The organism is Chitinophaga silvisoli (assembly GCF_003412465.1).
Classification (GTDB): Bacteria; Bacteroidota; Bacteroidia; order Chitinophagales; family Chitinophagaceae; genus Chitinophaga; species Chitinophaga silvisoli.
In genome coordinates, this window is sequence record NZ_QTJV01000004.1 from 200,985 (window position 1) to 224,691 (window position 23,707).

The window sequence follows — 23,707 nt, forward strand, 5'->3', positions numbered from 1 at the left end:
TTGATTGGTATAAATTACTGGCCAGCCTTTTTTAGTTCTTCGAGGCTGATTTTGAAAGCAGCGGCGTATTTTCTTAAAATATCGTCATTCAGTTTTCTGAATACGGATGGTTTCAGATGGCGTTTCACCTGCCACTGGAACTTATTCACATAACTGGCTAAGAGGGGCAGATCCATAATGGTCTTTTCCATGTAGTACAAAATAGGGCTGACTTCTCCCGCCTGCATGCGCCTGCGGGCATCTTCTATTTTTGTATTCACTTCTTCCCATGCCTGCTGCATAGCGATATTTTCCGGCTCCCAGCCTACGCTGTTCACCTTTACGTATTCGCCGGCATCATCTGTTGCGTAAAAAAGCTGTTTGAATTTCCCTTCATGCATGTTATCGCCATCCTGGGGAACTTCTTCTTTTTTCATTTGACAGGTGTTTGATTATGGAAAAAAAACGCTTCTGCCGCTGGCGGAAGCGTTTTCTCAATGGCTTTATGAAAATGAAAATTATACTACCGTCAGGTGTGCATATGCATAAGAGAAACGCGCACTCTCAGGAACCATCATCACGATTGTCTGTCCTTTTTTCAGCATACCGGTATTCATCAGTTCTTCCAGCATGAAGTAAGGAGAGGCGGTACCTACGTTCCCTACTTTTACCAGGTTGGTAAACCATTTTTCCTGTGGAATGGGTACGCCCAGGCGTGTAATTTCTTCATCTATTTTAAAGCGGAAGAATTCAGAGGACAGGTGAGGCAGGAAGAAGTCCAGCTTTTCCAGGTCCAGGTTGTATTTTTCCACCAGTTCTTTCCACATTTGTGCACCGGATGGTACGATGTTTTTACCCAGGAGGCGGGTATCCTGTTTGAAGGAGAACACGCTATCCTTTGCCCATTCTTCAGGTGTCATATCGATCCAGCCTTTGGTGGTGCCGTCTTCGTTTTTCACAGCACCTGCATACATACAGGTTTCCAGTTCATTGGCATAGGAAGCGATCTCAACCCAGTCTACACGGAGGGAGAGGCCGTTTTCATTAGGCTTGTTCTGGAACAGGGCAGCACTGGCACCATCGGAGAGCATCCAGCGAAGGAAGTCTTTTTCGAAGGCGATGATCGGATTATTTTCTATGAGTTTTACGCGGTCAGTTTCAGGTTCGAATTTCTCTGACAGCATCCAGCTGGAGAATTTTTCGGAACCGGTGCTCACAGCGTTTGCGCTGTTGCCACACTTAATGGACATCCAGGCATATTTAAAGGCCTGCATACCGGCAGCACAAGCGCCAGTAGCAGCGATCAGTTCTACCGGCTGGCATTTCAGCAGGCCGTGAACCATAGCAGCATGGTTAGGCAGCAGCTGGTCTGGCGAGGTAGTACCACAGGCTAATACCTGCATTTTATCGATCGGAAATTTATCATCAAAAAGGCCCTTTACCGCTTCGGCGGTCATTTCAGCGTTGGAATGGGTCGATTTACCATCCTTATCCAGCGAATAGTAACGGGTCTTGATTTTATTATTCCCCAGGACTCTCAGTCTGGCACGGGATGGCTTACCATCCACCAGTCCTAGAATATTCTCCATTTCATCATTCCCAACAGGCTCATTCGGCAGAAATTTAGAGAGCCTTGTAATATAAACTTCGTTCATTTGAAATATGGTTCCTGTTTTTTGTTATAAGTTGATGACCTTCCGTTGGTAGCGGCAGGAATTGTGTACCACCTGGCTTACAGTCTTTGCACTCGTATTTGTCCCTTTTTTTATTCACAATTATACTCCCTGGACAGATAAAAGCGCCCGTAAATATAGAATATAATATGCTATGCTATTGATGATCCCCCAATATAAAGCATCCTCTTCCTCTCAAACACAATAACAATGCCTTTTATTCTGATTATCTGATATTTAGTTATTATTTTATCTTAACGGAGGTGAATGCCTTTATAATATTCCACCCTTTCGGCCAGTTCCTTTTTCTTAAAAGTCAGCTTGAATAACGATGAAATCTTGGCGATAGGCGACAAAACGAAGATACCTATCAGTAACAAACCGCGGTACATGCTCACTCTACCCTGGCGTTCAGGGGCTCCGGGGCCGCCTTTGGCACTAATAAATTTAGACCAGTAGCGGAAAGCTCTGATACCTCTGTCTTCCAGGAGGATCAGGGGGGCTAATAATTCCACTGCCTTTAGTTCTATCAGTTCCGGTTGCAGGGCATCCCAGGACCGGGTGGTCAATACTTTACGGATTGGGTTGGCGAATCTTGCTGATGCTATAATGTCTGCTTCCTGCACGCCGGCTGGGGGCAGTAAAGCGGTTGCTTCCTTTTTGCCTTTGAACTGCCAGCGTAAAACTGTGATCAGGGCAACGAGATTCGGTGATTTGTCTACCAGAACTATATTTCCAACCAGGTGCGCACCCGCAGCCTGTAAATATCCTTTTACAGTTTCCTGGGCACTCAGCCACATGTTACGGCAGCCCATGAGGGTAATTACCGGTTTGCCATGCAGCAGGCGTTTGCCCTGTTCGCTTTGAAGAAAAGCAGCTGTAGGCTGAGATGGAGACAGGAACCAGGGTTGATAGGCCAGCACTACGAGGTCGAAATGCGCATTGGGATCCACATTCAGCGCCTGAATAGCTCTGGGCTTGCCTAATACAGTCTCCGGCATTGTATCATAGAAGGTTTGTTTCTTCCAGGGAAATGCAAATGGCTGCACAGGTTTCAATTCTTCGTATACTATATCTGCCGTATCCTGCAATGGGCCTATTACAGTATCTACTATCCGCTTTAGTTGTCCGGTCTGTGTATAATATATAACCAGGATCTTAGGTCTTTCGTTCATATTCAGGAATAGGAGTTAGAACAATTGAAATCGTAAACTTACGAAAAACAACCGTAGAGTAAAGATATATTTTTATTATATGATACGAAAGCGTGAAAGGGAGGGGGTTGGATTGTGCCTTAGCCAGGTACTGCCATAACCTCTGCATATTGTTTACAGCAGTACCTTGGCCAAAGGACTTAATGAGTTGTTTTACAGGTGCAAATATGAGGTAAGTACTATAAAGAAAGTGTTAAATACTACTTAAATTTTTTAACGCCCCGCATACATACGTTCTCCAGTTGTACGAGCATACTCCCATCAGCAGCGGGTTTCGGAGGTTCTACTGTTGTCAGGATTTCACTCACACTGTAACCAATATTTTGTAACATTTCCTGAACTGTCTCTGTATCGTACAATGTAAAACCATGATCTACGAATGGCAGTTGCTCCATGGTACGCTTTGTGCGAAAGGCCAGTACCAGCTCAGCCCCGGGTTGTAGTACCCGGTAAATCTCCTGTAGTGTAACAGCGGGTGGTTGCCAGAAGTACAATACATTGACTGCAAAGACTTTCGTAAACACTTCTTCCGCAAATGGGAGCCTATCCGCAGTGCCTTCCAGGATCTGTACCCTGCCGGTGCGGATTGCGTCCTGGTTGGAAGCAATGGCTTCCTGCACCATTACATCGGAGAGGTCGAGTCCTGTATATTGGATGTTATTCTCTTTTTCGAGAAGCGCAGGGATAAAATGTCCGTTTCCCAAGCCCAGTTCCAATACATGGTCGCCGGCTTTCAGTTGCAGGAAATCGAGTGTCATTTCATAAATCAGGCGGTTGGCCTTACTCATTTGTACGCCCATCTTCACCCCATCCTCCCCGGTAGGGCGGCGGAGCTGTTTTGCAGCTTCCGCAGCCGTCATTTTCTTTTGCTCCATTAATCTCTTTTATGCACAGAACCTGATCCTGATGTACTTGAATTTACCTGTGGGTTACCGTGGTAGTCTACACTTCCAGAGCCGGAAACCTGCACATCCAGTTTTACGCTGGCGTGTACCTGGGCATCGCCGCTACCGCCTACGTGAACATTGGTATTTTCAGCGCGCAGGTCATAGCCTTTGAAGGAGCCGCTGCCTGCGATATCCACATCCAGGTCTTTGGTTTCCCCTTTCAGTTTTACATCGCCGGAACCTGTTACAGCCACACTTACCTGTGGAGCATCTACAGCACCGATTACATCGCCGCTGCCGGTAATAGATAATTTAATATGATCATCCTGCTCCCAGTCGTTCATGACATGAATAGTACCTGAACCGGCCAGGCTCAGTTCTTCAACATCGGGGGCGGTCACTTTCACCTTGATTTTTTTGTGCAGGTTGAGGTGGAAATGATCTTTCTCCCTTACAATGAGCTGACCATCTTTTACTTCGGTAATAATTAATGGCAGGATATTGTCTTCTGCTTCTATGACCACGTCTTCTGCCGGGCCGTCGGTATATTCAATATCCATAGCGCCTCTCAGGGATACGGCGTGGAAATCGCCTACTTTCCGGGTTTCAGAACTGCCAACACCACTGCCTTTGATTCCCTGTTCATCGCAACCGGTGTGTGTAAGTGCTAACAATACAAGGACGGCATAGCCGGTAATTTGTTTCATAAGGTAATTGTTTAAATGGCGGAATTATCAATTGGGTTTGGAACGAAAATACCATTATAACTTGAGATTTGCTCCAAGCCCTTTATCTTTGCACCACCATGACAGAAAAGATTCTTATCCTCGACTTCGGTTCCCAATACACGCAACTGATTGCGCGCAGCATCAGGGAGCTGAATATTTATTGTGAAATCAAACCTTGTCTGCAACCAGTACAATGGGATGATACAGTGAAAGGCATTATTCTTTCCGGCAGTCCGTTTTCAGTGAACGAGCCGAACGCACCTACCGTAGATATCGCTGCCATGGCGGCAAAGGTGCCCGTGCTCGGTGTTTGCTACGGTGCACAGCTGATGGCTAAAAACTTCGGTGGTGAAGTGGCTAAAAGCAATATCCGGGAATATGGCCGTGCCTTTATGGTACACGATAATAAAGAAGAAAAGGCCCTCTTCGACATTTCTCCCCGGAGCCAGGTATGGATGAGCCATTCTGATACCATCGTACGGATGCCGGAAGGTTTCGAGATCATTGCCCAGACTGACAGCATCCCGGTAGCTGCTTTCAAATGCGATACTAGGACTCCCTTCCCAATGGTTGGGTTCCAGTTCCACCCGGAAGTAACGCACTCTCTGGAAGGTAAGACCATGCTCCGCAACTTCCTCGTACACATCTGTGGTTGTAAACAGGATTGGACACCTGCTGCTTTTGTACAGGAAACTGTAGAGAAAATCAAGGCTCAGGTAGGTGATAAAAAAGTAGTAATGGCCCTCAGCGGTGGTGTTGACTCCACTGTAGCTGCAGAGCTGATTCATAAAGCAATTGGCAGCAACCTCTACTGCATATTCGTAGATAACGGCCTGCTTCGTAAAGATGAGTTTGAAACCGTGTTGGATTCATATAAACATATGGGGCTCAACGTGAAAGGTGTAAATGCAAAAGACCTCTTCTACGGTGAACTGGCTGGTGTAAGTGATCCTGAAAAGAAACGTAAGATCATCGGTCGTCTCTTTATCGAAGTATTCCAGCAGGAAGCAACCCTCCTACAGAACATCTCCTTCCTCGGTCAGGGTACTATTTACCCGGATGTGATTGAGTCTGTATCTGTAAATGGTCCTTCTGTAACCATCAAATCACATCATAACGTAGGTGGCTTGCCTGAGAAGATGAATATGGGTCTGGTAGAACCGCTCCGCTTCCTCTTCAAAGACGAGGTAAGACGCGTAGGGCGTGAAATTGGTATCAGTGAAATCTTCCTGGGTCGTCATCCTTTCCCAGGTCCTGGCCTGGCTATCCGTATCCTGGGTGAGATCACCGCGGATAAGGTAGCGATGCTGCAGGAAGCTGACTCCATTTATATAGAGGGGCTGCGTGAACATGGTCTCTACGACAAGGTATGGCAGGCAGGTACCATCCTCCTTCCGGTACAAAGTGTAGGTGTAATGGGTGATGAAAGGACTTACGAATTCACGGTTGCCCTCAGGGCGGTAACTTCCGTGGACGGTATGACTGCGGATTGGGCACACCTCCCCTACGAGTTCCTGGCTCAAATGTCAAACGACATCATTAATAAGGTAAAAGGTATTAACCGCGTGGTATACGACATCAGTTCCAAGCCGCCGGCTACCATCGAATGGGAATAGTTCCAGACAGGCTGTAAGTGTAATAGTATTTTAACTTACAGCCTGTTCCTTTTTAAGGAGAGCTGACCAACATCATTTGCAACAGGAACCATATCTCCTGTGCATTTGCATGATTTTTGTATTTTAACGATCGCTATGAGTAAATCCATTTTATGCAGGCCATTGATTACTGCATCCATTGTGGTTGTACTGCTGTCTGCGTGTTCTTCCAGTAAGAAGACTACCAGTACTGCTACACCACCGCCAACAACTGCGAAAACTGTGAAAGACGAAAAACCTAAGGAGGATTCCAAGACTGCTAAGGTGATTCCGTTTAATGTACCAGCTTTTGCCCGGGAGATAAAAAAGGACACCTATAATATAGCGTTGTACGCCCCACTTTACCTGGATTCAGTAAACACAGACATGCCTACCCGCTCGCTGCCCCGTTATATTCTGCCGGGACTGGACTTCTACGAAGGTGCGCAACTGGCACTGGACAGTTTGCAGAACCAGGGTATAAAACTGAACGTAACCGTTTACGACAGTAAGAATAAGCAGAACCTGTCAGGCGCAAACCTGATTAATACAGACCTGATCATCGCTGCCGTAGGTACGCCAGAAATTAAAGATCTGAGTGATATAGCCAAGACCAAACAAATTAACCTGGTATCGGCTACCTACCCAAATGATGCGGGTGTAAACGGCAACCCGTTTTTCATTATCACCAACAGTTTGCTGAAAACACATAGCGAAGCCTTACAGCGCTACCTGCAGGATGGCTTTGCGACTAAAAATATTGTGGTGATACACCGCGATACGCCTTTCGAAAAACGTATCGCTGCGGACATCAAGGCTGAATATGAGAAATTGCAGAGCAGCAAGAAGACCAGACCCAAAGAAGTGGTTTGGGACGACAACATGTCTGACCTGGCACTCTCTCAATACCTGCTGGCTGACCGCCCCAACCTGGTGATCGTCACTTCCCTGGATGAGGCCAATGCAAAGGCTATCATCCGCCGACTGAGCACACAGACGGCTTCGTACCCTATCCAGGTATTTGGTATGCCTACATGGGATATCATGAAATTCAAGGAGCCTGAATTCAAAGGCCTGCCGATCTTTTATACCACACCGTACTTCAATGATAAAACGGATGTTTACAGCCACTATATCACTGACTACTGGAAACGTGTATATAAATCCCGCCCATCGGATATGGCGTTCAAAGGATTTGAGCTGACCTGGTACTTTGTAAAGCAACTGAGCACAAATGGTGTGTACTTTAACAAGGACATCAATGATCCGAATAAGAAAGTATTCAGCAGCTTCAACTACCAGCCTATCTACCTGAAAGAGGGTGATAAGGAACCTGATTATTTCGAAAATAAAAATATTTATATCATACAGAAAGGAGATTCGAGTGATATAAAAATGAACTTCTGATAAGTTTTAAAAGCCTTGCCTCAGTGCAAGGCTTTTTTTATGTGCATGATAATTGTACATGCTCTCTCATGCAGTTACTTCAATTCACAGACAAGGGCATTTATTGCCCTGTAGGAGACTTCTACATAGACCCCTGGCAGCCTGTACAAAAGGCGGTGATTACACATGCACATTCCGACCACGCCCGTGGCGGCAGTCAAAATTACCTTTGTCATCATGATAGTGTACCGATTCTGAAACTCCGGTTGGGGCCAGACATCAGTGTGCAGGGAGTGGCGTATGGAGAAACCATCCGGATGAATGGCGTAACAATTTCTTTGCATCCTGCCGGGCATGTGATTGGGTCTGCACAGATAAGAGTAGCGCTTAATAATGAAGTATGGGTAGCCAGCGGAGATTATAAAACTGAGCATGATGGCATCTCTGCGGCTTTTGAGCCGGTACCTTGTCAAACGTTTATTACTGAATGTACGTTTGGTTTACCGATTTATAACTGGCAACCACAGCAGGTGGTATTTGATAATATCCGGCAATGGGTGCACGAAAATCAGCAGGCCGGTAAAACCAGTGTGCTCTTAGGTTATAGCCTGGGTAAGGCACAGCGCTTGTTGTATCATTTAAAAGATATCAGTCCTGAGATCTGGGCGCATGGCGCTATTTATATTACGAACCAAATGCTGCGCGAGCATGGCTGGGATCTGCCTGAACTGCATCGTATTACGCCGGAGACCCCGCATAGTGTGTTTAAAAATAACCTGGTGATCGGCCCTCCCTCGGCTGCAGATACTACCTGGATGCGGCGATTCAATCCTTATTCACTAGGTGTATGTAGCGGCTGGATGCAGGTACGGGGGCATATGCGGAGGAGGAATGCAGATGCGGGTTTTATTCTTTCTGACCATGCTGACTGGAATGGGTTGCTCTCCGCCGTGAAAGCAACGGGAGCCGAGAAGGTGTATACCACGCATGGGTTTAGTAGTGCCTTTGCCCGCTACCTGCAGGAGAATGGGATTCCTGCCGAAGAGGTAAAAACAGAATATGGTGTCACTGAAGAAGAAGAAACGAATCCATCATGAAAGCATTTGCAGACCTCATCAAATTGCTGAGTAACAGCACGAAGACAAATGAAAAACTGGATGCGCTGAGCAAATATTTTGGCAGTGCTGATCCAAAGGATAGCATTTGGGTCCTGGCACTGTTTACAGGGCGGCGGCCAAAGAGAACCGTGAATGCAACCCAGTTGGCCACATGGTGTTTGCAAATGACCAATTTACCTTCCTGGTTATTTGAAGAGTGTTATCATACTGTAGGCGACCTGGCAGAGACCATTGCACTGTTGTTACCTGAAGGAAAAAGTATTGCGGTGCATCCATTGCATTACTGGCTGGAAGGGCTGCTGGCGCTTGAAAAAGCATCGGAAGAAGAGAAACAAAAATTCATTCTCAATGCATGGGAAGAATTGGATACCAGTGAAAGATTTGTGTTCAATAAACTGATTACTGGTAGTTTCAGGATTGGGGTATCGCAAAAGATGATGGTGAATGCGCTGGCCAATACACATGATATTCCGGCTCCTACTTTGTCGCATATGATCAGCGGGAATTGGGATCCCCGCGAGATTACACTGGACAGCTTATTGAATGAGGATGTAACTGGTGCTGACGCATCGAAGCCTTTTCCTTTTTATCTCGCTTATCCATTGGAGACGGCACCTGATGTACTGGGTTCACCAGAGGAATGGCAGGCGGAGTGGAAATGGGATGGGATCCGGGGACAGATCATTAAAAGGCAGGGACAATTATTTGTATGGTCAAGAGGGGAAGAACTGATCACAGAGAAGTTTCCGGAGTATGGGCCACTGCTGGAGCATTTACCGGAGGGTACGGTGATAGACGGGGAAATCTTAACGTATACAAACGATTTTCCATTACCATTTCAGACTTTGCAGACGCGTATAGGCAGGAAGAATGTGACGAAGAAACAATTGCAGGAGGCACCGGTGGTGTTCCTGAGTTATGATTTGCTGGAGTGGGAAGGGAAAGATATCCGGACATCGCCATTATCTGAAAGAAGAGTGTTGTTAGAGCAGGTGGTAGAGCAGGTGAATCATCCGGCCTTGCGGTTATCGCCAGTGATCACGTTTCATAACTGGGATGCCTTGATTGAATTCCGGTCAAAGTCCCGCGAACAGGGCAGCGAGGGATTGATGCTGAAGAAAAAGGATTCCCCCTACCAGGTAGGCAGGAAAAGAGGGGACTGGTGGAAATGGAAGATAGATCCATTGACTATAGATGCGGTGATGATCTATGCACAGAAAGGGCATGGACGGCGCTCAAATTTGTATACTGATTACACATTTGCGGTGAAGGATGGGGATCAGCTGGTGTCTTTTACAAAAGCGTATTCAGGATTGACGGACAAAGAAATCAATGAGGTGGATAACTGGGTGAAAAGGAACTCGATAGAGAAATTTGGGCCGGTGAGAACTGTGAAACCGGAACTGGTTTTTGAGATTGCCTTTGAGGGAATTGCCGCTTCCAACAGGCATAAATCAGGGGTGGCGCTGCGTTTTCCCCGTATCAACCGCTGGCGGAAGGATAAGCCGCCTGAGGAGATTAATACCCTGGAAGATCTGCAATTATTATTAAAAATGCACAAGCAATAACGGGGGAAATTTAGTATATTGTACTTATTTTCGCAGGCTAATTGGAATAATATTCTATACAATATGAACCCGGGTAACAACATAATTAAAAAAGATACCGCAACCGAAATTGCGCTGGACGAAAAAGACATCGCCATCCTCCAACTGCTGGAAGAAGATGCCAAGATGACCATCCGCGACCTGGCAGCGCGTCTTAACCTGAGCGCTACCCCCGTTTACGAGCGTATCCGTAAGATGGAACAGGCCGGCGTTATTCGTCAGTATGCTGCCATTGTAGACCCCAGCAAAATCGACAAAGGCCTGACTGTATTATGCTATATCTCCCTCAAAGAGCATGGTAAGAAAGCAGGTAGCAAATTCATCAAGGAAATCACCTCCTTCCCCGAGGTGCTGGAATGCCTGAACATCTCCGGACAATTCGACTTCATGCTGAAAGTACAGGTAAAAGATATGATCGCTTACCACGACTTTAATGTGAATAAGCTGGGAGAACTGGACAATATCGGTCACATGGAGAGTGTGTTCGTGATGTCTGTAATCAAGGCTACACACCGTGTAGTGTATTAATTCAGTACCATAATCATCCCTTATCCGGAATATACCAAAGACTTTAACCGGACTTGTTTTACAATCCGACTCTTATACTTATCCTAAATATAAGAAGGCCATCGGTGCGAATAAGCGGGTTATCGTCATTGGGCGGAAAAGCGTATTCAACCTACATAAAAATTGCCGATTAATGCTTACATTAATAACATGAATCGTAAGCATTTTCTTTCTTCTCTTGCCATCACATCGCTGGGGCTTTCCGCATTTTCTCATCTTCCTGCACCGATAGCAGAAGATGAGAATTTTACTATACTCCCCCCCTATCTTAAGCCCGGTGATACTATTGGTATTACCTGCCCGGCAGGTCATATCACGCAGGAAGAAATCATGCCCGCTATACGTACTATGCAGAGCTGGGGTTTCAAAATCCGTGTAGGTAGTACCGTAGGGAAAAGTGATTTTAGTTTTGGCGGCACTGATGCGGAACGGCTGCAGGATTTGCAGGCGATGCTGGATGATCCTTCTATTCAGGCGATCATGTGTGCAAGAGGTGGCTATGGCAGCGCCCGCATTATCGACCAGGTGAATTTCAATAATTTCAGGCAGCATCCTAAATGGGTGATTGGGTTCAGCGATATCACCGTATTACATTGTCATATCAACCGGCTGTTCGGCATTGCATCGCTGCATTCCAAAATGTGTAACAGCTTCCCTGACGATTTTGCAAAAGCAGAATCTGTGGTGCAGGAAACGATCCTCTCTATTCAACAGGCACTAACGGGTAAGCCCATGCAATACCTGACACCGGCAGATCCTAATAACCGAACAGGTACAGGGAAAGGTGTGCTCATTGGCGGGAATCTTTCTATGCTGGCAAGTGTATTGGGTACCAACTCAGAAATCAATACCATTGGTAAAATTCTCTTCGTGGAAGAGGTGAGTGAATATCTGTATACTATAGATCGTTATTTCAATAGTTTACAGCGTGCACATAAACTGGATAACCTGGCAGGACTTGTGATTGGTGGGTTTAACAGGCTCAAACCGGATGATCCGGGAGAGGAATTTGGCAGGACTGTTTTCGATATCGTGAAAGAAAAAGTAAAGGATTTTTCTTTCCCTGTTTGTTTCAATTTTCCGGTAGGTCATCAGAAGGGAAATTATGCCTTGAAATGTGGGGTGATGCATCAGTTAGAAGTTCAGAATAACCGTGTATCTTTAAAAGAAATAATAAGTTGAATTCATGAAAGCTGATCCTGTACTGTTAGCCCTTATGTTTTTTCCTTAATTTCATACACTCATGAAAAATACCGCGAGTGGATGGAAAGTGATTACAGACTGGCTGACCGCCAGAGACCGGCAGCCTTTTGCTTTCCAGGAAGAAGCCTGGACTTATTATTTGCAGGGTAAATCAGGCCTTGTCAATGCACCTACCGGTTACGGTAAAACCTTTTCTCTTTTCCTGGGAGTCGTTATCGACTGGATCAACCGCCATCCGAAGGATTATCATTCCAAAACAAAGAATGGCCTGCAATTACTATGGATCACGCCGCTGAGGGCGCTGGCCAAGGATATTGCGCGTGCCATGGAAGAAGTGCTGCAGGAGCTAAACATCCCCTGGCAGGTGGGTATTCGTAGCGGAGATACGCCGGTATCTACCCGTGCCGCCCAGAAAAAAAATATGCCGGAAGTACTGCTGATCACTCCTGAGAGTCTGCACCTCCTGATCGGACAAAAAGAATATCCGAAAGTCTTTACATCGCTGACTACAGTTGTAGCAGATGAATGGCATGAACTGCTGGGTACCAAGCGGGGTGTGATGATAGAATTAGGCCTGAGCCGACTGAAAGGATTAGCGAAAAAAGAAGGGCGTTCTCCTTTGCGCATATGGGGTATTTCGGCTACTATCGGGAACCTGGGAGAGGCAATGGACGTACTGCTCGGAACGCCTGATCCCGAAGCCGTGATCGTACGGGCCAAACTGGATAAGAAAATAGAGCTGCAAAGTATTCTCCCTGACGAGATAGAAAAATATCCCTGGGCGGGACACCTGGGTACAAGGCTGCTTTACAAGGCATTGCCGATTGTGAATGAGAGCAAGACTACTTTGATTTTCACAAACGTGCGCTCTCAAACGGAGATCTGGTACCAGGAGATTTTGCGGCAATGTCCTGACCTTGCCGGTGCCCTGGCCCTGCACCATGGTTCTATTGATATGGAACTACGCATCTGGGTAGAAGAAGCCCTGCATACCGGCACGCTTAAGGCAGTTGTTTGTACTTCGAGCCTGGACCTGGGTGTGGATTTCAGGCCGGTAGATACGGTGATCCAGGTAGGTAGTCCTAAAGGGGTGGCGCGATTTTTACAACGTGCCGGCCGTAGCGGACATCAACCCGGCGCTACCAGCAAAATATGGTTTCTGCCTACACATAGTCTCGAACTGGTGGAGGCTGCGGCACTGAAGTCGGCTATTGCACAGCAGATCGTTGAAAGCCGTATGCCTGTGATTCTCGCCTACGATGTATTGCTGCAATACCTGATGACACTTGCTATCTCTGATGGCTTTCATGCGCCTGAAATATGGGAAGAAGTGAAGGATACCTTCTGCTTCCGCGATATGACGGAAGATGAATGGGAATGGACGCTGGCTTTTCTGACTACGGGGGGAGATGCATTGTATAGCTACGATGAGTTTAAAAAGATAGACAGAGAAGGTAATTTCTTCATCTGCCGGAGTCGTATGCAGGCTATGCGTCATCGCCTGCATATTGGAGTGATTGTAAGTGATGCCATGCTGAAAGTGAAGTTCATGGGTGGTGGATTTATAGGCATGATCGAGGAGTGGTTTATAGCCCGGATGACTGCTGGGGATACATTCAGCCTGGGAGGTCGTATCCTGGAGTTTGTGATGATCAAGGATATGACGGTATTGGTGAGAAAATCCAATGCGAAGAAGGCGATTGTACCCAGTTGGATGGGAGGAAGATTGCCGCTTTCGCCGAACCTTGGGAAAGTGCTGCGCGAGACATTTAATGAAGCGCTTTCAGGGAATACGACGGAACCTGAATTGCAGGTTTTACAACCACTTTTTAATTTACAGGAATATCTGTCTCACGTGCCAAAAGCGGATGAGTTGCTGATAGAGATGATTCATACGAGGGATGGGTATCATTTGTTCGCATATCCGTTTGAAGGGAGACTGGTGAATGAAGTGATGGCCACTTTGCTGGCTTACAGACTGAGTAAGCGCACGCCGATTACTTTTTCTATTGCGATGAATGATTATGGTTTTGAATTGCTTTCTGATCAACCGATTCCGCTGACACCGGATGATGTGTATGAATTGTTTTCATTGGATCATCTGAGTATCGATTTGCAGGCGAGCGTGAACTCTACGGAGATGGCGCGGCGGAAATTCAGGGATATTGCGGTGATAGCGGGATTGATTTTCCAGGGCTATCCGGGTAAGCATAAACAGAGCAGGCACTTGCAATCATCGGCTTCATTACTTTTCAATGTATTTACTGAATATGATTCACAAAACCTGTTGCTAAGGCAGGCTTTCAATGAGGCTTTCTTTTACCAGATGGAAGAGGCGCGATTGAGGGAGAGTCTTGACAGGATTTATAATAGTAAGATTGTGATTACTTATCCTGAGGAGTTGACACCGTTTTGCTTCCCGATTAAGGTGGATAGTTTGCGTGAGCAACTGACAAGTGAGAAACTGGAGGATAGGATTAAAAAAATGCGTCCGGAGTTTTAATTAAAATCGGACCTTGCAGAGATCTATGGAGGAAGTGGTATATAATTTCAGGAATCAAACATGGCTGTTATCGGCCCATAGGGCTGTATTCTGGAAAGAAGAGCAGGCACTGATTGTATCGGATATTCATCTTGGAAAGTCTGCGCATTTCAGGAAGGCGGGTATTGCTGTTCCTGCCCATATCGGGCAGGATGATTTGTATCGTTTACAAAAGCTGATAACTGTTTATCAACCGGCGCAGGTGATTATTGTGGGTGATATGTTTCATAGTAGTCATAATAATGATGTGCCTTTGTTTAAGTTGTGGCGGCAGCAGTTCCCGAAGATCCGGTTTAAGCTGGTGAAGGGGAATCATGATATTATGAAGGAGCAGGTGTATGTGGAGCTGGATGTGGAGGTGTATGATGAGTTGCAGATTAATGAGATCCATTTTGCGCATGAGCCGTGTGAGGAGGGGGATGATACGAAGTATACTTTTTCGGGACATATTCATCCGGGGGTAGCGGTGTCTGGTGCTGGGAGGCAACGATTGCGGTTGCCGTGTTTTTACTTCGGGCGTAATTGTAGCATATTGCCGGCTTTCGGGAGGTTTACGGGTTTGGCGATGCTGGATGCAGAGGAAGCGGATGCGGTGTTTGTGATTGCGAATAATAGTGTTTTAAAAATTGGGTAGGCGAGATGGGCTGCGTAGTTGAAATGGTGCTCCTGATTGATGGGGGATATTTCTGAAATAGTGTTCTTGCAGGTTGAGTAGTAATATTCCCGATCATGTTTTAAAGATTAGTTTTAGTTATTTAGATAAGGTCATGTTGATAGCTTACGATCCCATATTTGCACATCCTTTACCTGCGGGGCATCGTTTTCCGATGGCGAAGTATGAGTTGATTCCGGCGCAGTTGCTGCGTGAAGGAGTTGTTACAGCGGATGTGTTTCATAAACCTCAGCCTGTGAGTGAAGAAACGATCCTGTTGACGCATACAGCCGGATATTGGGATAAATTAAAAAATCAGCAACTTAGTGAGAAGGAAGTACGCCGGATAGGGCTACCGCAATCGCCGGGACTTGTAATGAGGGAAAGGGTGATTTGCCAGGGGACTATTGACTGTGCGTTGCATGCGCTGGAGCATGGAATTGGGTTGAATGTAGCGGGAGGTACGCATCATGCGTTTGCTGACAGGGGTGAAGGGTTTTGTCTGATGAATGATTTTGCAGTAGCGGCTAATTATCTGTTGCATCATCAACTGGCGGGGTATGTGATGATTATTGACCTGGATGTACATCAGGGAAATGGGACGGCTGCCATCTTTGAGGGGCATAAACAGGTGTTTACATTTAGTATGCATGGTGAGCATAATTATCCCTTTCATAAAGAGCGGTCGATGTGGGATATTGGTTTACCTGATGGCACTACGGATGAAGAATATTTAAGTAAGCTGGCTGATAGTCTGGCGTTGTTGATGCAGAGGGAGCGGCCTGATTTTGTGTTTTATTTATCCGGGGTGGATATATTGTCGACGGATCGTTATGGCAGGATGAAGATAACTGAAAATGGATGCCGCTGCAGAGATGAATTGGTCTTAAATACGGTTAAACAATATAACATTCCCTGTGCGGTAGCGATGGGTGGAGGGTATTCCCCACAGCTGAGGCATATTGTGAATGCGCATTGTAATACATTCAAAACAGCGGCAGCCATCTTCTGATTTTTTCTCTAAGAACGGCGGTGTTTAGATGATAATTTTCTGCAAGAGGGTCGTATCTTTTCTTTTACCTGAAGGCAGGTTTCATTGAATAGAAGATTCTTTTTTCAATTAATAAAAGCTTCCTTTTATTGAATGGAAGTTTTCTTTTTAGTTAATAGAAGATTCCATTTTCGTGAAAGGTTTATTTCATTTTTAGAAAAGAGTCTTTTTATTACAAGTGAAAATATTTCCCGCTTTAAAAAATCTTATTAACTAATAATTTTCCAAAGCGTAAAATCCTCTGTTGCATTAATGAATTGATGCCAGGTTCCTGCGGGTACGAAAAGATAATCCCCTGAATCAAGGTCTATGGTCCTGTCTTCATACTGCAGTTCCGCACATCCTGACATGACGATGTACGTTTCATTTTGCGAATCCGGTTCTTGTGTGTAAACATCCTCAGGGGCTACCAATACTACCCTCATTGTATTGTGTTCCCATAGGGTCACGGCTGCTTCTCCACTGTTTTCCAGCTGGCGCAATGCGTCAACGAATGCTATACGCATAGTTCAATCTTTGAGATTATTAAATAAAGGGGGTTGGAGTAAGTAGCTTTAATTATTTATTGAATGACTTTCTTTGGTTACTTTGATTCTCGTTTTAAGGTTGAGTGAATGATTGATTAAGCGGTTACCTGAATAAGCTATTTTATGCCTGAACAAGCTACTGAGTGCCTGAACGATTAATGGAACGAACGATTGATTGGAATAATTCTTTTGATCAGGAGACGACATACGTCGTCCCCGCGCATAGCTCTCCCAATGCTTAGAAGCCTATGCATTTTATCTATTCAAAAAGTAAATTGAGGTTGTAATTAATTCCTTGCCTTTTTCTTCAGCATATTCACCTGGTCCTGGAGATGGCTTACCATATCAGCCAGATGATTCACACTCAGTCTGCTTTGCGGACCAGCTTTGCTAATCACAGCATCGGACTGCCAGAGTTCCAGCACTTCATCCATTCCTACGGAATAAGGCTCAAATTGGGGATTATCTGATACCAGTGTCAGTTTACCTTTTGTGCGGTTACTCTTTAACAAACGTTTGTACACGATCCCTTCCCTGCTGGTCACCACGACATAGGCTTCATTGTTACGGATATCTTCCCAACCGTCTACTTTGTGGCATACGATGACGGAACCGGAAGGGGTAGGTAACATTGAATCTCCGGCGATTTCGAAAGCCCTGTAACTACCGGCACCCATCATAGGGAGTGTGAAGGTGTTCAGTTCTTCGATGAATTCATCATCATTATAACCTGCCAGATAACCGGCGGCAGCTTTTACGGGTACAAACTCTATGACCTGGCGGTTAGTTCCCAGCTTTTGCTGACGGCGCTTTTCGAGGAATGTATCTTTTTGGGAACCCACATCGCGGCGTAACAGGTCGTCAATAGATACACGGAACATATCGCTGACCAGTTCCAGTACTTCTGTACGGGGCTCTGCACGCTCTTCTTCATAAGCACCCAGGAGGGAACGTTTGATCCCTAATTTATCAGCAAACTCCTGCTGCGTCCATCCTTTCTGCTTCCGCAGAAACTTTAAATTGCGGCATACAACTGACATAATCTAAATTATTTAGTAGAATTACTAACAAATTTAGTATATAATTTTTGGAATAACCAAATAAATCCGGTGATTCTCACTTATTTTTGTCCGGAAATCCAACTCAAAGATTTATGTATACACCGTTGCTTATTATTCACTCCCTGTTAAGGTGGGCAATTTTACTGGCTGGCATTTGGGCCGTTTACCGTTCATGGAAAGGCGTTAGTGGCAAAACACCTTTTACTGGTGCTGACAACAAGGCTGGTTTATTCTTTATGATTTTCTTTGACCTGCAGTTACTCGTAGGTCTGTTATTGTACTTTGTATCCAGTCCTTTTGCTTTCAAGGCAATTTCCGAAATGGGCATGGGCGCTGTGATGAAAAGTGGTGTACACCGCTTTTACGCAGTTGAGCACATTACCATGGCTGTACTTGCATTTGTACTGGTGCATATTGGCCGTGCAAAAGTGAAAAAGGCTGCAACTGATGCATTAAAGCACAAGAAAGGACTTATCTTCTTTGGTATTGTCCTTATACTGGTGCTGTTGCTGACTCCATGGCCTTTCCGTGAGGCAGGTGCTATGAGAGGATGGTTATATTAATCGACGCTATCTTACAATAATACAGAGGGGCTGATGTGATCACATCAGCCCCTTTTACTTTCGTCGTTTTTTCATCATTGTCACCCCTTATCCGTATGATATAAACGGAATGAATAGATATATGGCAACGCTGCCAGTATACCCCCTATAAAAATCAATACAAATACCCCGCTTACTACGGGTAAAAAGAATCCTGACAGGAATGTGGCTATACCTGTCCACATCCATAAATTGCCCGCCATCAGATGCGTTTGCTGCCATATTTCCGTGCTTTGCAGCGTCCACGGTGTACGTACCCCCACAAAATAATTAGGTTGTAATCTGCGCAAATAAAGTCCTATTACGGCGATTAATATACCCACTCCCGTAAATACCCAACGCTCCATCATCAAGGATTTGCCTGTACTAACCATCCAGATGATGGCGCTGGTAAAGACTGCCAGGTATATGTGAATGGAGAAGCGGATTCTATAGTACTGCTGCCGCTGCAGGTGCTCGTTTGCTTCGGGAAAGTCAGCATGATCTACGTGAGGTAGATAACGGAAAAGAAAGTATAACATGAGATTGGTGAGAAACAGGAAGGTCATGAGTAAAAGGAAATCACCCTTGGTGCCTACCCGCTCCGGAATGCCCGTCACGCTGTAATTGTTTGGAAACAGATCCGGCATAGATGGCCAGATGATTCCTAAATATGCCATGGGCATCAACAGTAAGAGCAACAATAATAGTTCTTGTCCTAAATCCGTCTTTTTCATAACAACATGGATTTGGTGTAAATGAAATGCGACAAATACTATACCGTTGGCATACATATATATTACACTTGTGAAGGGCAATTGTTTGAATCCGGGCGGCTAATTTGTGCGAAAGGCCAAATAACTAAACAGCTTTTGTTATTGACTTGTTATTATGCTAATATTTTTAGTATTTACTAATAATGTTAGTATTTTTACCGCCGAGGCTTTCCCTCACAATCACCATAAAAAAACAGGTCGTCCCCTTTATTGGAGACGACCTGTTCCTTTATAAAAACTTTCATGACTATTCCAGACCAAACAGCCCTTTATTCAGCAGCTGCAAAGTTTTCTCCTTATGCTGACCACCAATCAGGATAGATATATTATGACGGCTACCGCCATAAGAGATCATTCTCAAAGGCACCTCATTCAGCGCTTCAAACAGCTTCTTCAGGATAGAAGGTGTTGCTGCTACTTCATTACCTACGATAGAAACGATGGTTTGATGATGATCCAGTTCTACTGAACCAAATGGCTGCAGTTCTTTCAGCAACTGGTCCAGCTGTGGTGTATTTTCTATTGTCAGGGAAACAGCTACTTCTGAAGTAGTGATCATATCGATAGGTACTCGGTATTTCTCAAATACTTCGAAGATCTTGCGCAGGAAACCATATGCCAGCAACATACGGCTGGATTTGATCTTGATGGCAATGATGCCATCCTTGGCTGCTACCGCTTTCACACCATCGCCGTTAGGCAACTCAGTGATAATGGTACCATGTGCCTCAGGCTGCATTGTGTTCAGCAGCTTCACCGGGATGTTGAAGTGCTGTGCAGGCCAGATAGACGCGGGATGCAGGATCTTGGCACCAAAGTATGCCAGCTCTGCAGCTTCATCAAATGAGAGCTGATCGATTGGGAATGTTTTATTTACTACACGTGGATCGTTATTGTGCATACCATCGATGTCTGTCCAGATCTGCACTTCTTCAGCCTGGATAGCAGCACCGATCAGGGATGCAGAATAATCACTACCACCACGTTTCAGGTTGTCTATCTCTCCCCTGTGATTGCGGCAGATATAACCCTGTGTAACGAAGATCTTTTCTCCTTTATGTTTATCCAGCAGGTTGCCCAGGCGGATTTTAATCTTAGGAATTTCAGGCTCTTCGTACTCGTCGATGCTCATGAAATCCAGTGCTGACAGCAATACGGACTTAATGCCTGCTTCTTCCAGGTAAACACTGAACAGTTTGGTAGACAACAATTCGCCCTGTGCCAGGATATCCTTGTTCAAAGCTTCATTGAAGCTAATCTTCAGGATGATGTTCAGGAACTCAAAATGTTCGTCAATAACAGCACCAGCCTTTGCGCGTGCTTCAGGCTGTTTCACCAGCACCTCAATAAATGAGCGGTAGTGAGCTTCCAGCTTGTCTATCTGCCCCTTAGCCTGCTCCTTTTTACCTTCAGACAGGGATGTACCTATCTCAACCAGGGCATTGGTAGTACCGGATAATGCAGACAACACTACGATTTTTGGAGCGTCATCAGCAGTCACCAGTTGGGCCACGGCATGCATGCGTTCAGGTTTACCTACCGATGTGCCGCCAAATTTTAAGATCTTCATTACTGTTGTATTGTTATGTGTTTGACGTAACTGTTATAAAAAGCGCAAGTTCGCGCTTAATTCCTGACTTTAAAAGCTCAATTTAAATTTCTCCCCTACTTCTCTCAGATCTTTCACTACCGGATCCAGCAATGGAATACCTCCCTGACGGCGATGGGACTCCATTTCACGTTCAGGATCACCGGGAATCAATACCTGTTCCCCGGCCACCGGTGTTGCATTTCTAAAACGGGTGATCCATTTGTCCATATGTTCCTTAAATTCATCTGCAGGGCGGAATGCATCTACACGCATTGCTCCCAGGAAATGGCCCAGCCCCTCTCCTACCGGATCAGGTGCCAATGGCAGGAAACTGACAAATGGAGGTGCCCAGGGGCCATAATTGGCTCCTGACAGCACTGCTGAAAATATATCTACGATTGCTCCCAGGCAATATCCCTTATGACTACCGTGTTCACGGTCGCCTCCCAGTGGCAGCAAGGCACCGCCATCTTTGAGTTCATGAGGATTAGTGCTGGAATGTCCTTCTTTATCCTGGATCCATCCGGTAGGTGCTTCCTGGCTTTTACGCTGCAGGATTTCGAGTTTACCGTTGGCTGCAGTAGTAGTAGCAAAATCCGCTACAAAAGCGGGTTGGGTTTTGGCGGGGATGGCCACGGCGATAGGGTTGGTTCCCAACATGCGCTCTGTGGCAAAAGTAGGCGCTACCAGTGGACTGGCATTGGTCATCGCCATACCTATCATATCTTTATCCAGCGCCATCATGGCGTGCTGGCCGGCAATACCGAAGTGGTTGGAGTTCTTAACGCTTACCCAGCCGCTACCTACATTGGCGGCTTTCGCGATGGCTACTTCCATGGCATAAGGGGCTACTACCAGCCCCAGGCCACGATCACCATCTACTACAGCTGTACTGGGCGTTTCATGCACCACCCGGATATTGGGGGTGGCATTCACACGACCATTTTCCCAAAGGCGTACATAACCTATAAGGCGTGCTACCCCATGAGAATCAATCCCTCTGAGATCTGCTGATAATAAAACTTCACTGGCTGTAGCTGCATGCTCGTCAGAACAGCCCATGCGTTTAAAAACTTCCTGGGTAAATTCCCTTAAATGAGGATAGGAGAAAATCTGGCTCATGATGGATTTCCGTGCTATTGATTTTTGTATCAGTTGATCCGGTGCTTATCAGGCCTGGGCGGTAGGTCCTCCAAAATTCATAGGGAGGGATACCGGCTCCTGGTCCTGGATAGGTCCATGAATCGATTCGTATTTCTTAATGTTGTCCAACATTGCCTTCATAAAACGCTTAGCGTGCTGAGGGGTCAGGATAACGCGGGATTTTACCTTAGCCTTAGGCATTCCGGGCATTACATTCACAAAATCGACTACGAATTCTGCATTGGAGTGGGTAATTATCGCCAGGTTGGCGTAGGTACCTTCTGCCATATCCTCGGTCAATTCTATATTAAGCTGGCTTTGTTCTTCCTGCTGATTTTCCATGTTAGATTTAATTTTCGGTACAAATGTAAAAAAGAGGATGTAAAATAAATTCTAAAAAAGAAATGGCCGCCCAAAGGCAGCCATTTCTTTTAGAATTTCCGCTTAATGAGCATCCCACCAGACCCTTCTCGTCAAAGTGGTGTTCGAAGGGGTATTCGTATTATACCTTACCTCACTGCTCGGATAATAAAGTGACCTTGGCAATGAGCCATTCAGCACATTACCGGGAGGTGCCGTGAGTGCCGGATACCCGGTTCTGCGCCAATCCGTCCATGTCTCGGGGCTTAAGAACAACGCAATGTACTTTTGTACCATAATATCCTGCAGTGTAATATTGGCTGCTGTCTTTGATACAGTTGCCAGATATGCCGTACTGTTAATAGTTCTCATCAGGTTTGCAGCCACTGCTGCATTATATGCGGTTGCTGCGGCAGTTTTGTTGCCATTCCTGAATTGTGCCTCTGCTTCGATGAACTTCAGTTCATCGTAGGACATAAAGTACACAGGGGAATTGGGTGAACCATACAGGGAACCCAGCAAAGTATTGTCTGAAGGATCAAAGTAGACATCGTACCGGGGATCGCCCGCAGCAGCCATGGTATCGTTCAGATATCCCTCAAATGATATATCGGCCCGCTGATCATTGAACTGGAACCAGGGGTTTTGAGTGGTTACTGCACTGCTGCCTACAAAACTGATATATGCGCCCTCCCCTTCAGCAAACCCATCATCTATTTGTGCCAGCGTATTGGTGATAGCTGAAGAATTCACCTTTACTGTATGCAGATAGAATTTGGCTTTGAGTGAATGCGCATATTTAATCCACATTTCAAGGTCTCCCTTGTACATGAGGTCATCACCAGTACCTGGCTGAAATGCAGCTCCGTCGTCAGTACTTAAATAAGTGATAGCTCTGTCCAGCAGGGCATGCAGTGTATCGTACAGCGCCTGTTGTTTATCGTAGGCGGGCGATGTGTTATTCAAACCCTGAAATGCCTCTGAATAGGGTACGTCTCCCCAAAAATCAGTCACCTGACCCAGGTTAGTAGCCATCAGAATCATACCGATTGCTGCATAGTGGAGTTGTCCTTCTGAGATAGCTATTTTAATCAGCGTATCACAGTTTGACATGATACCTGCATAGAATCCGCCATTCCACATATTATCCACATCGTCTGGTGTCAGGTTGTAGAGACTGTAGTTAGCAGACTGGTTTGCAGCGCCTGTGGTTTGCTGTGTAAACAGCGATGCAAATCTGGAAGCATCACCGCCCCAGTTGTAAGCCGAGGTCAGTTCCACTCCCGCTAACATAGAAGAGGGCGTTGGATTGTGCAGCTGCGAAGGATCTTCGTTGATACCGTCATAAAAATATGCCCGTTTACAACTTCCTGCCGCTATCACTAATATCAATACGGGTATGATAAGTTTGATTGTTCGTAACATGA

The 23,707-nt window shown here is 45.7% G+C and carries 22 protein-coding genes; 10 read left to right on the plus strand and 12 right to left on the minus strand.

Annotated elements, in window-relative coordinates:
• Positions 1-14: 14 nt before the first annotated feature.
• The 5 genes from DXN04_RS12895 to DXN04_RS12915 form a co-directional block, all read right to left on the minus strand.
• Positions 15-416, minus strand: coding sequence for a hypothetical protein (locus DXN04_RS12895; RefSeq protein ID WP_116853768.1), 402 nt, complete (start codon positions 414-416; stop codon positions 15-17).
• A gap of 81 nt (positions 417-497) precedes the next feature.
• A complete protein-coding gene (locus DXN04_RS12900; RefSeq protein ID WP_116853769.1) occupies positions 498-1,634 on the minus strand; it encodes a beta-ketoacyl-ACP synthase III in 1,137 nt (378 codons plus the stop codon).
• Positions 1,635-1,906: 272 nt separating this feature from the next.
• On the minus strand, positions 1,907-2,827 hold the full coding sequence (locus DXN04_RS12905; protein ID WP_116853770.1) for a hypothetical protein: 921 nt from the start codon (positions 2,825-2,827) through the stop codon (positions 1,907-1,909).
• A gap of 239 nt (positions 2,828-3,066) precedes the next feature.
• Positions 3,067-3,741: a class I SAM-dependent methyltransferase gene (locus DXN04_RS12910; RefSeq protein WP_116853771.1), complete on the minus strand. Its 675-nt coding sequence runs from the start codon at positions 3,739-3,741 to the stop codon at positions 3,067-3,069.
• Complete coding sequence (locus DXN04_RS12915) at positions 3,741-4,460, minus strand: head GIN domain-containing protein (RefSeq protein WP_116853772.1); 720 nt, start codon at positions 4,458-4,460, stop codon at positions 3,741-3,743. Before DXN04_RS12915 ends, DXN04_RS12910 begins: the two co-directional genes overlap by 1 nt.
• A gap of 98 nt (positions 4,461-4,558) precedes the next feature.
• Here DXN04_RS12915 and guaA point away from each other — a divergent pair, with 98 nt between their 5' ends.
• The 9 genes from guaA (at position 4,559) to DXN04_RS12960 (ending at position 16,202) form a co-directional block, all read left to right on the plus strand.
• Positions 4,559-6,097, plus strand: a complete 1,539-nt coding sequence (gene guaA, locus DXN04_RS12920; RefSeq protein ID WP_116853773.1) for a glutamine-hydrolyzing GMP synthase — start codon at positions 4,559-4,561, stop codon at positions 6,095-6,097.
• 135 nt (positions 6,098-6,232) lie between these two features.
• Complete coding sequence (locus DXN04_RS12925) at positions 6,233-7,522, plus strand: ABC transporter substrate-binding protein (RefSeq protein WP_116853774.1); 1,290 nt, start codon at positions 6,233-6,235, stop codon at positions 7,520-7,522.
• A gap of 68 nt (positions 7,523-7,590) precedes the next feature.
• Positions 7,591-8,598 (plus strand): ligase-associated DNA damage response exonuclease, encoded by a 1,008-nt coding sequence (locus DXN04_RS12930; protein WP_116853775.1) that lies wholly within the window; start codon positions 7,591-7,593, stop codon positions 8,596-8,598.
• Complete coding sequence (locus tag DXN04_RS12935) at positions 8,595-10,187, plus strand: ATP-dependent DNA ligase (protein WP_116853776.1); 1,593 nt, start codon at positions 8,595-8,597, stop codon at positions 10,185-10,187. The genes DXN04_RS12930 and DXN04_RS12935 overlap by 4 nt, the downstream gene beginning before the upstream one ends.
• A 63-nt stretch (positions 10,188-10,250) precedes the next feature.
• Positions 10,251-10,754 (plus strand): Lrp/AsnC family transcriptional regulator, encoded by a 504-nt coding sequence (locus DXN04_RS12940; RefSeq protein ID WP_116853777.1) that lies wholly within the window; start codon positions 10,251-10,253, stop codon positions 10,752-10,754.
• Between the two features lie 189 nt (positions 10,755-10,943).
• Positions 10,944-11,975: a S66 peptidase family protein gene (locus tag DXN04_RS12945; RefSeq protein ID WP_116853778.1), complete on the plus strand. Its 1,032-nt coding sequence runs from the start codon at positions 10,944-10,946 to the stop codon at positions 11,973-11,975.
• A gap of 61 nt (positions 11,976-12,036) precedes the next feature.
• Entirely contained in the window at positions 12,037-14,499 is a 2,463-nt protein-coding gene (locus DXN04_RS12950; protein ID WP_116853779.1) for a ligase-associated DNA damage response DEXH box helicase, read from the plus strand.
• A gap of 13 nt (positions 14,500-14,512) precedes the next feature.
• Complete coding sequence (pdeM, locus tag DXN04_RS12955) at positions 14,513-15,172, plus strand: ligase-associated DNA damage response endonuclease PdeM (RefSeq protein WP_233525586.1); 660 nt, start codon at positions 14,513-14,515, stop codon at positions 15,170-15,172.
• A 133-nt stretch (positions 15,173-15,305) separates the two neighbouring features.
• Positions 15,306-16,202, plus strand: coding sequence for a histone deacetylase family protein (locus DXN04_RS12960; protein ID WP_116853781.1), 897 nt, complete (start codon positions 15,306-15,308; stop codon positions 16,200-16,202).
• A 248-nt stretch (positions 16,203-16,450) separates the two neighbouring features.
• On the opposite strand, the gene DXN04_RS12965 is transcribed toward DXN04_RS12960, so the two are convergent.
• Both DXN04_RS12965 and DXN04_RS12970 read right to left on the minus strand, forming a co-directional pair.
• Positions 16,451-16,747 (minus strand): cupin domain-containing protein, encoded by a 297-nt coding sequence (locus tag DXN04_RS12965; RefSeq protein ID WP_116853782.1) that lies wholly within the window; start codon positions 16,745-16,747, stop codon positions 16,451-16,453.
• Between the two features lie 308 nt (positions 16,748-17,055).
• Complete coding sequence (locus DXN04_RS12970) at positions 17,056-17,808, minus strand: XRE family transcriptional regulator (protein WP_072362664.1); 753 nt, start codon at positions 17,806-17,808, stop codon at positions 17,056-17,058.
• A 113-nt stretch (positions 17,809-17,921) separates the two neighbouring features.
• Here DXN04_RS12970 and DXN04_RS12975 point away from each other — a divergent pair, with 113 nt between their 5' ends.
• Positions 17,922-18,392: a hypothetical protein gene (locus DXN04_RS12975; protein ID WP_116853783.1), complete on the plus strand. Its 471-nt coding sequence runs from the start codon at positions 17,922-17,924 to the stop codon at positions 18,390-18,392.
• 80 nt (positions 18,393-18,472) lie between these two features.
• On the opposite strand, the gene DXN04_RS12980 is transcribed toward DXN04_RS12975, so the two are convergent.
• The 5 genes from DXN04_RS12980 to DXN04_RS13000 form a co-directional block, all read right to left on the minus strand.
• A complete protein-coding gene (locus DXN04_RS12980; protein ID WP_158568990.1) occupies positions 18,473-19,147 on the minus strand; it encodes an SdpI family protein in 675 nt (224 codons plus the stop codon).
• Positions 19,148-19,433: 286 nt separating this feature from the next.
• Positions 19,434-20,756 carry an aspartate kinase gene (locus DXN04_RS12985; protein WP_116853785.1) on the minus strand — a complete coding sequence of 441 codons (1,323 nt, stop codon included), beginning with the start codon at positions 20,754-20,756 and terminating at the stop codon, positions 19,434-19,436.
• A gap of 69 nt (positions 20,757-20,825) precedes the next feature.
• Entirely contained in the window at positions 20,826-21,899 is a 1,074-nt protein-coding gene (locus tag DXN04_RS12990; RefSeq protein ID WP_116853786.1) for an Ldh family oxidoreductase, read from the minus strand.
• A gap of 48 nt (positions 21,900-21,947) precedes the next feature.
• Positions 21,948-22,262, minus strand: coding sequence for a DUF3467 domain-containing protein (locus DXN04_RS12995; RefSeq protein ID WP_116853787.1), 315 nt, complete (start codon positions 22,260-22,262; stop codon positions 21,948-21,950).
• Between the two features lie 102 nt (positions 22,263-22,364).
• A complete protein-coding gene (locus DXN04_RS13000; protein WP_116853788.1) occupies positions 22,365-23,705 on the minus strand; it encodes a SusD/RagB family nutrient-binding outer membrane lipoprotein in 1,341 nt (446 codons plus the stop codon).
• Between the last annotated feature and the right edge of the window lie 2 nt (positions 23,706-23,707).

Coding starts and splice junctions, on each gene's coding strand:
- DXN04_RS13000 (WP_116853788.1), bottom strand. CDS start 23,705: ATGTTACGAACAATCAAACTTATCATACCCGTATTGATATTAGTGATA.
- DXN04_RS12950 (WP_116853779.1), top strand. CDS start 12,037: ATGAAAAATACCGCGAGTGGATGGAAAGTGATTACAGACTGGCTGACC.
- DXN04_RS12915 (WP_116853772.1), bottom strand. CDS start 4,460: ATGAAACAAATTACCGGCTATGCCGTCCTTGTATTGTTAGCACTTACA.
- DXN04_RS12925 (WP_116853774.1), top strand. CDS start 6,233: ATGAGTAAATCCATTTTATGCAGGCCATTGATTACTGCATCCATTGTG.
- DXN04_RS12980 (WP_158568990.1), bottom strand. CDS start 19,147: ATGAAAAAGACGGATTTAGGACAAGAACTATTATTGTTGCTCTTACTG.
- DXN04_RS12935 (WP_116853776.1), top strand. CDS start 8,595: ATGAAAGCATTTGCAGACCTCATCAAATTGCTGAGTAACAGCACGAAG.
- guaA (WP_116853773.1), top strand. CDS start 4,559: ATGACAGAAAAGATTCTTATCCTCGACTTCGGTTCCCAATACACGCAA.
- DXN04_RS12985 (WP_116853785.1), bottom strand. CDS start 20,756: ATGAAGATCTTAAAATTTGGCGGCACATCGGTAGGTAAACCTGAACGC.
- DXN04_RS12995 (WP_116853787.1), bottom strand. CDS start 22,262: ATGGAAAATCAGCAGGAAGAACAAAGCCAGCTTAATATAGAATTGACC.
- DXN04_RS12930 (WP_116853775.1), top strand. CDS start 7,591: ATGCAGTTACTTCAATTCACAGACAAGGGCATTTATTGCCCTGTAGGA.
- DXN04_RS12905 (WP_116853770.1), bottom strand. CDS start 2,827: ATGAACGAAAGACCTAAGATCCTGGTTATATATTATACACAGACCGGA.
- DXN04_RS12940 (WP_116853777.1), top strand. CDS start 10,251: ATGAACCCGGGTAACAACATAATTAAAAAAGATACCGCAACCGAAATT.
- DXN04_RS12895 (WP_116853768.1), bottom strand. CDS start 416: ATGAAAAAAGAAGAAGTTCCCCAGGATGGCGATAACATGCATGAAGGG.
- DXN04_RS12900 (WP_116853769.1), bottom strand. CDS start 1,634: ATGAACGAAGTTTATATTACAAGGCTCTCTAAATTTCTGCCGAATGAG.
- DXN04_RS12990 (WP_116853786.1), bottom strand. CDS start 21,899: ATGAGCCAGATTTTCTCCTATCCTCATTTAAGGGAATTTACCCAGGAA.
- DXN04_RS12970 (WP_072362664.1), bottom strand. CDS start 17,808: ATGTCAGTTGTATGCCGCAATTTAAAGTTTCTGCGGAAGCAGAAAGGA.
- DXN04_RS12945 (WP_116853778.1), top strand. CDS start 10,944: ATGAATCGTAAGCATTTTCTTTCTTCTCTTGCCATCACATCGCTGGGG.
- DXN04_RS12965 (WP_116853782.1), bottom strand. CDS start 16,747: ATGCGTATAGCATTCGTTGACGCATTGCGCCAGCTGGAAAACAGTGGA.
- DXN04_RS12960 (WP_116853781.1), top strand. CDS start 15,306: ATGTTGATAGCTTACGATCCCATATTTGCACATCCTTTACCTGCGGGG.
- DXN04_RS12975 (WP_116853783.1), top strand. CDS start 17,922: ATGTATACACCGTTGCTTATTATTCACTCCCTGTTAAGGTGGGCAATT.
- DXN04_RS12910 (WP_116853771.1), bottom strand. CDS start 3,741: ATGGAGCAAAAGAAAATGACGGCTGCGGAAGCTGCAAAACAGCTCCGC.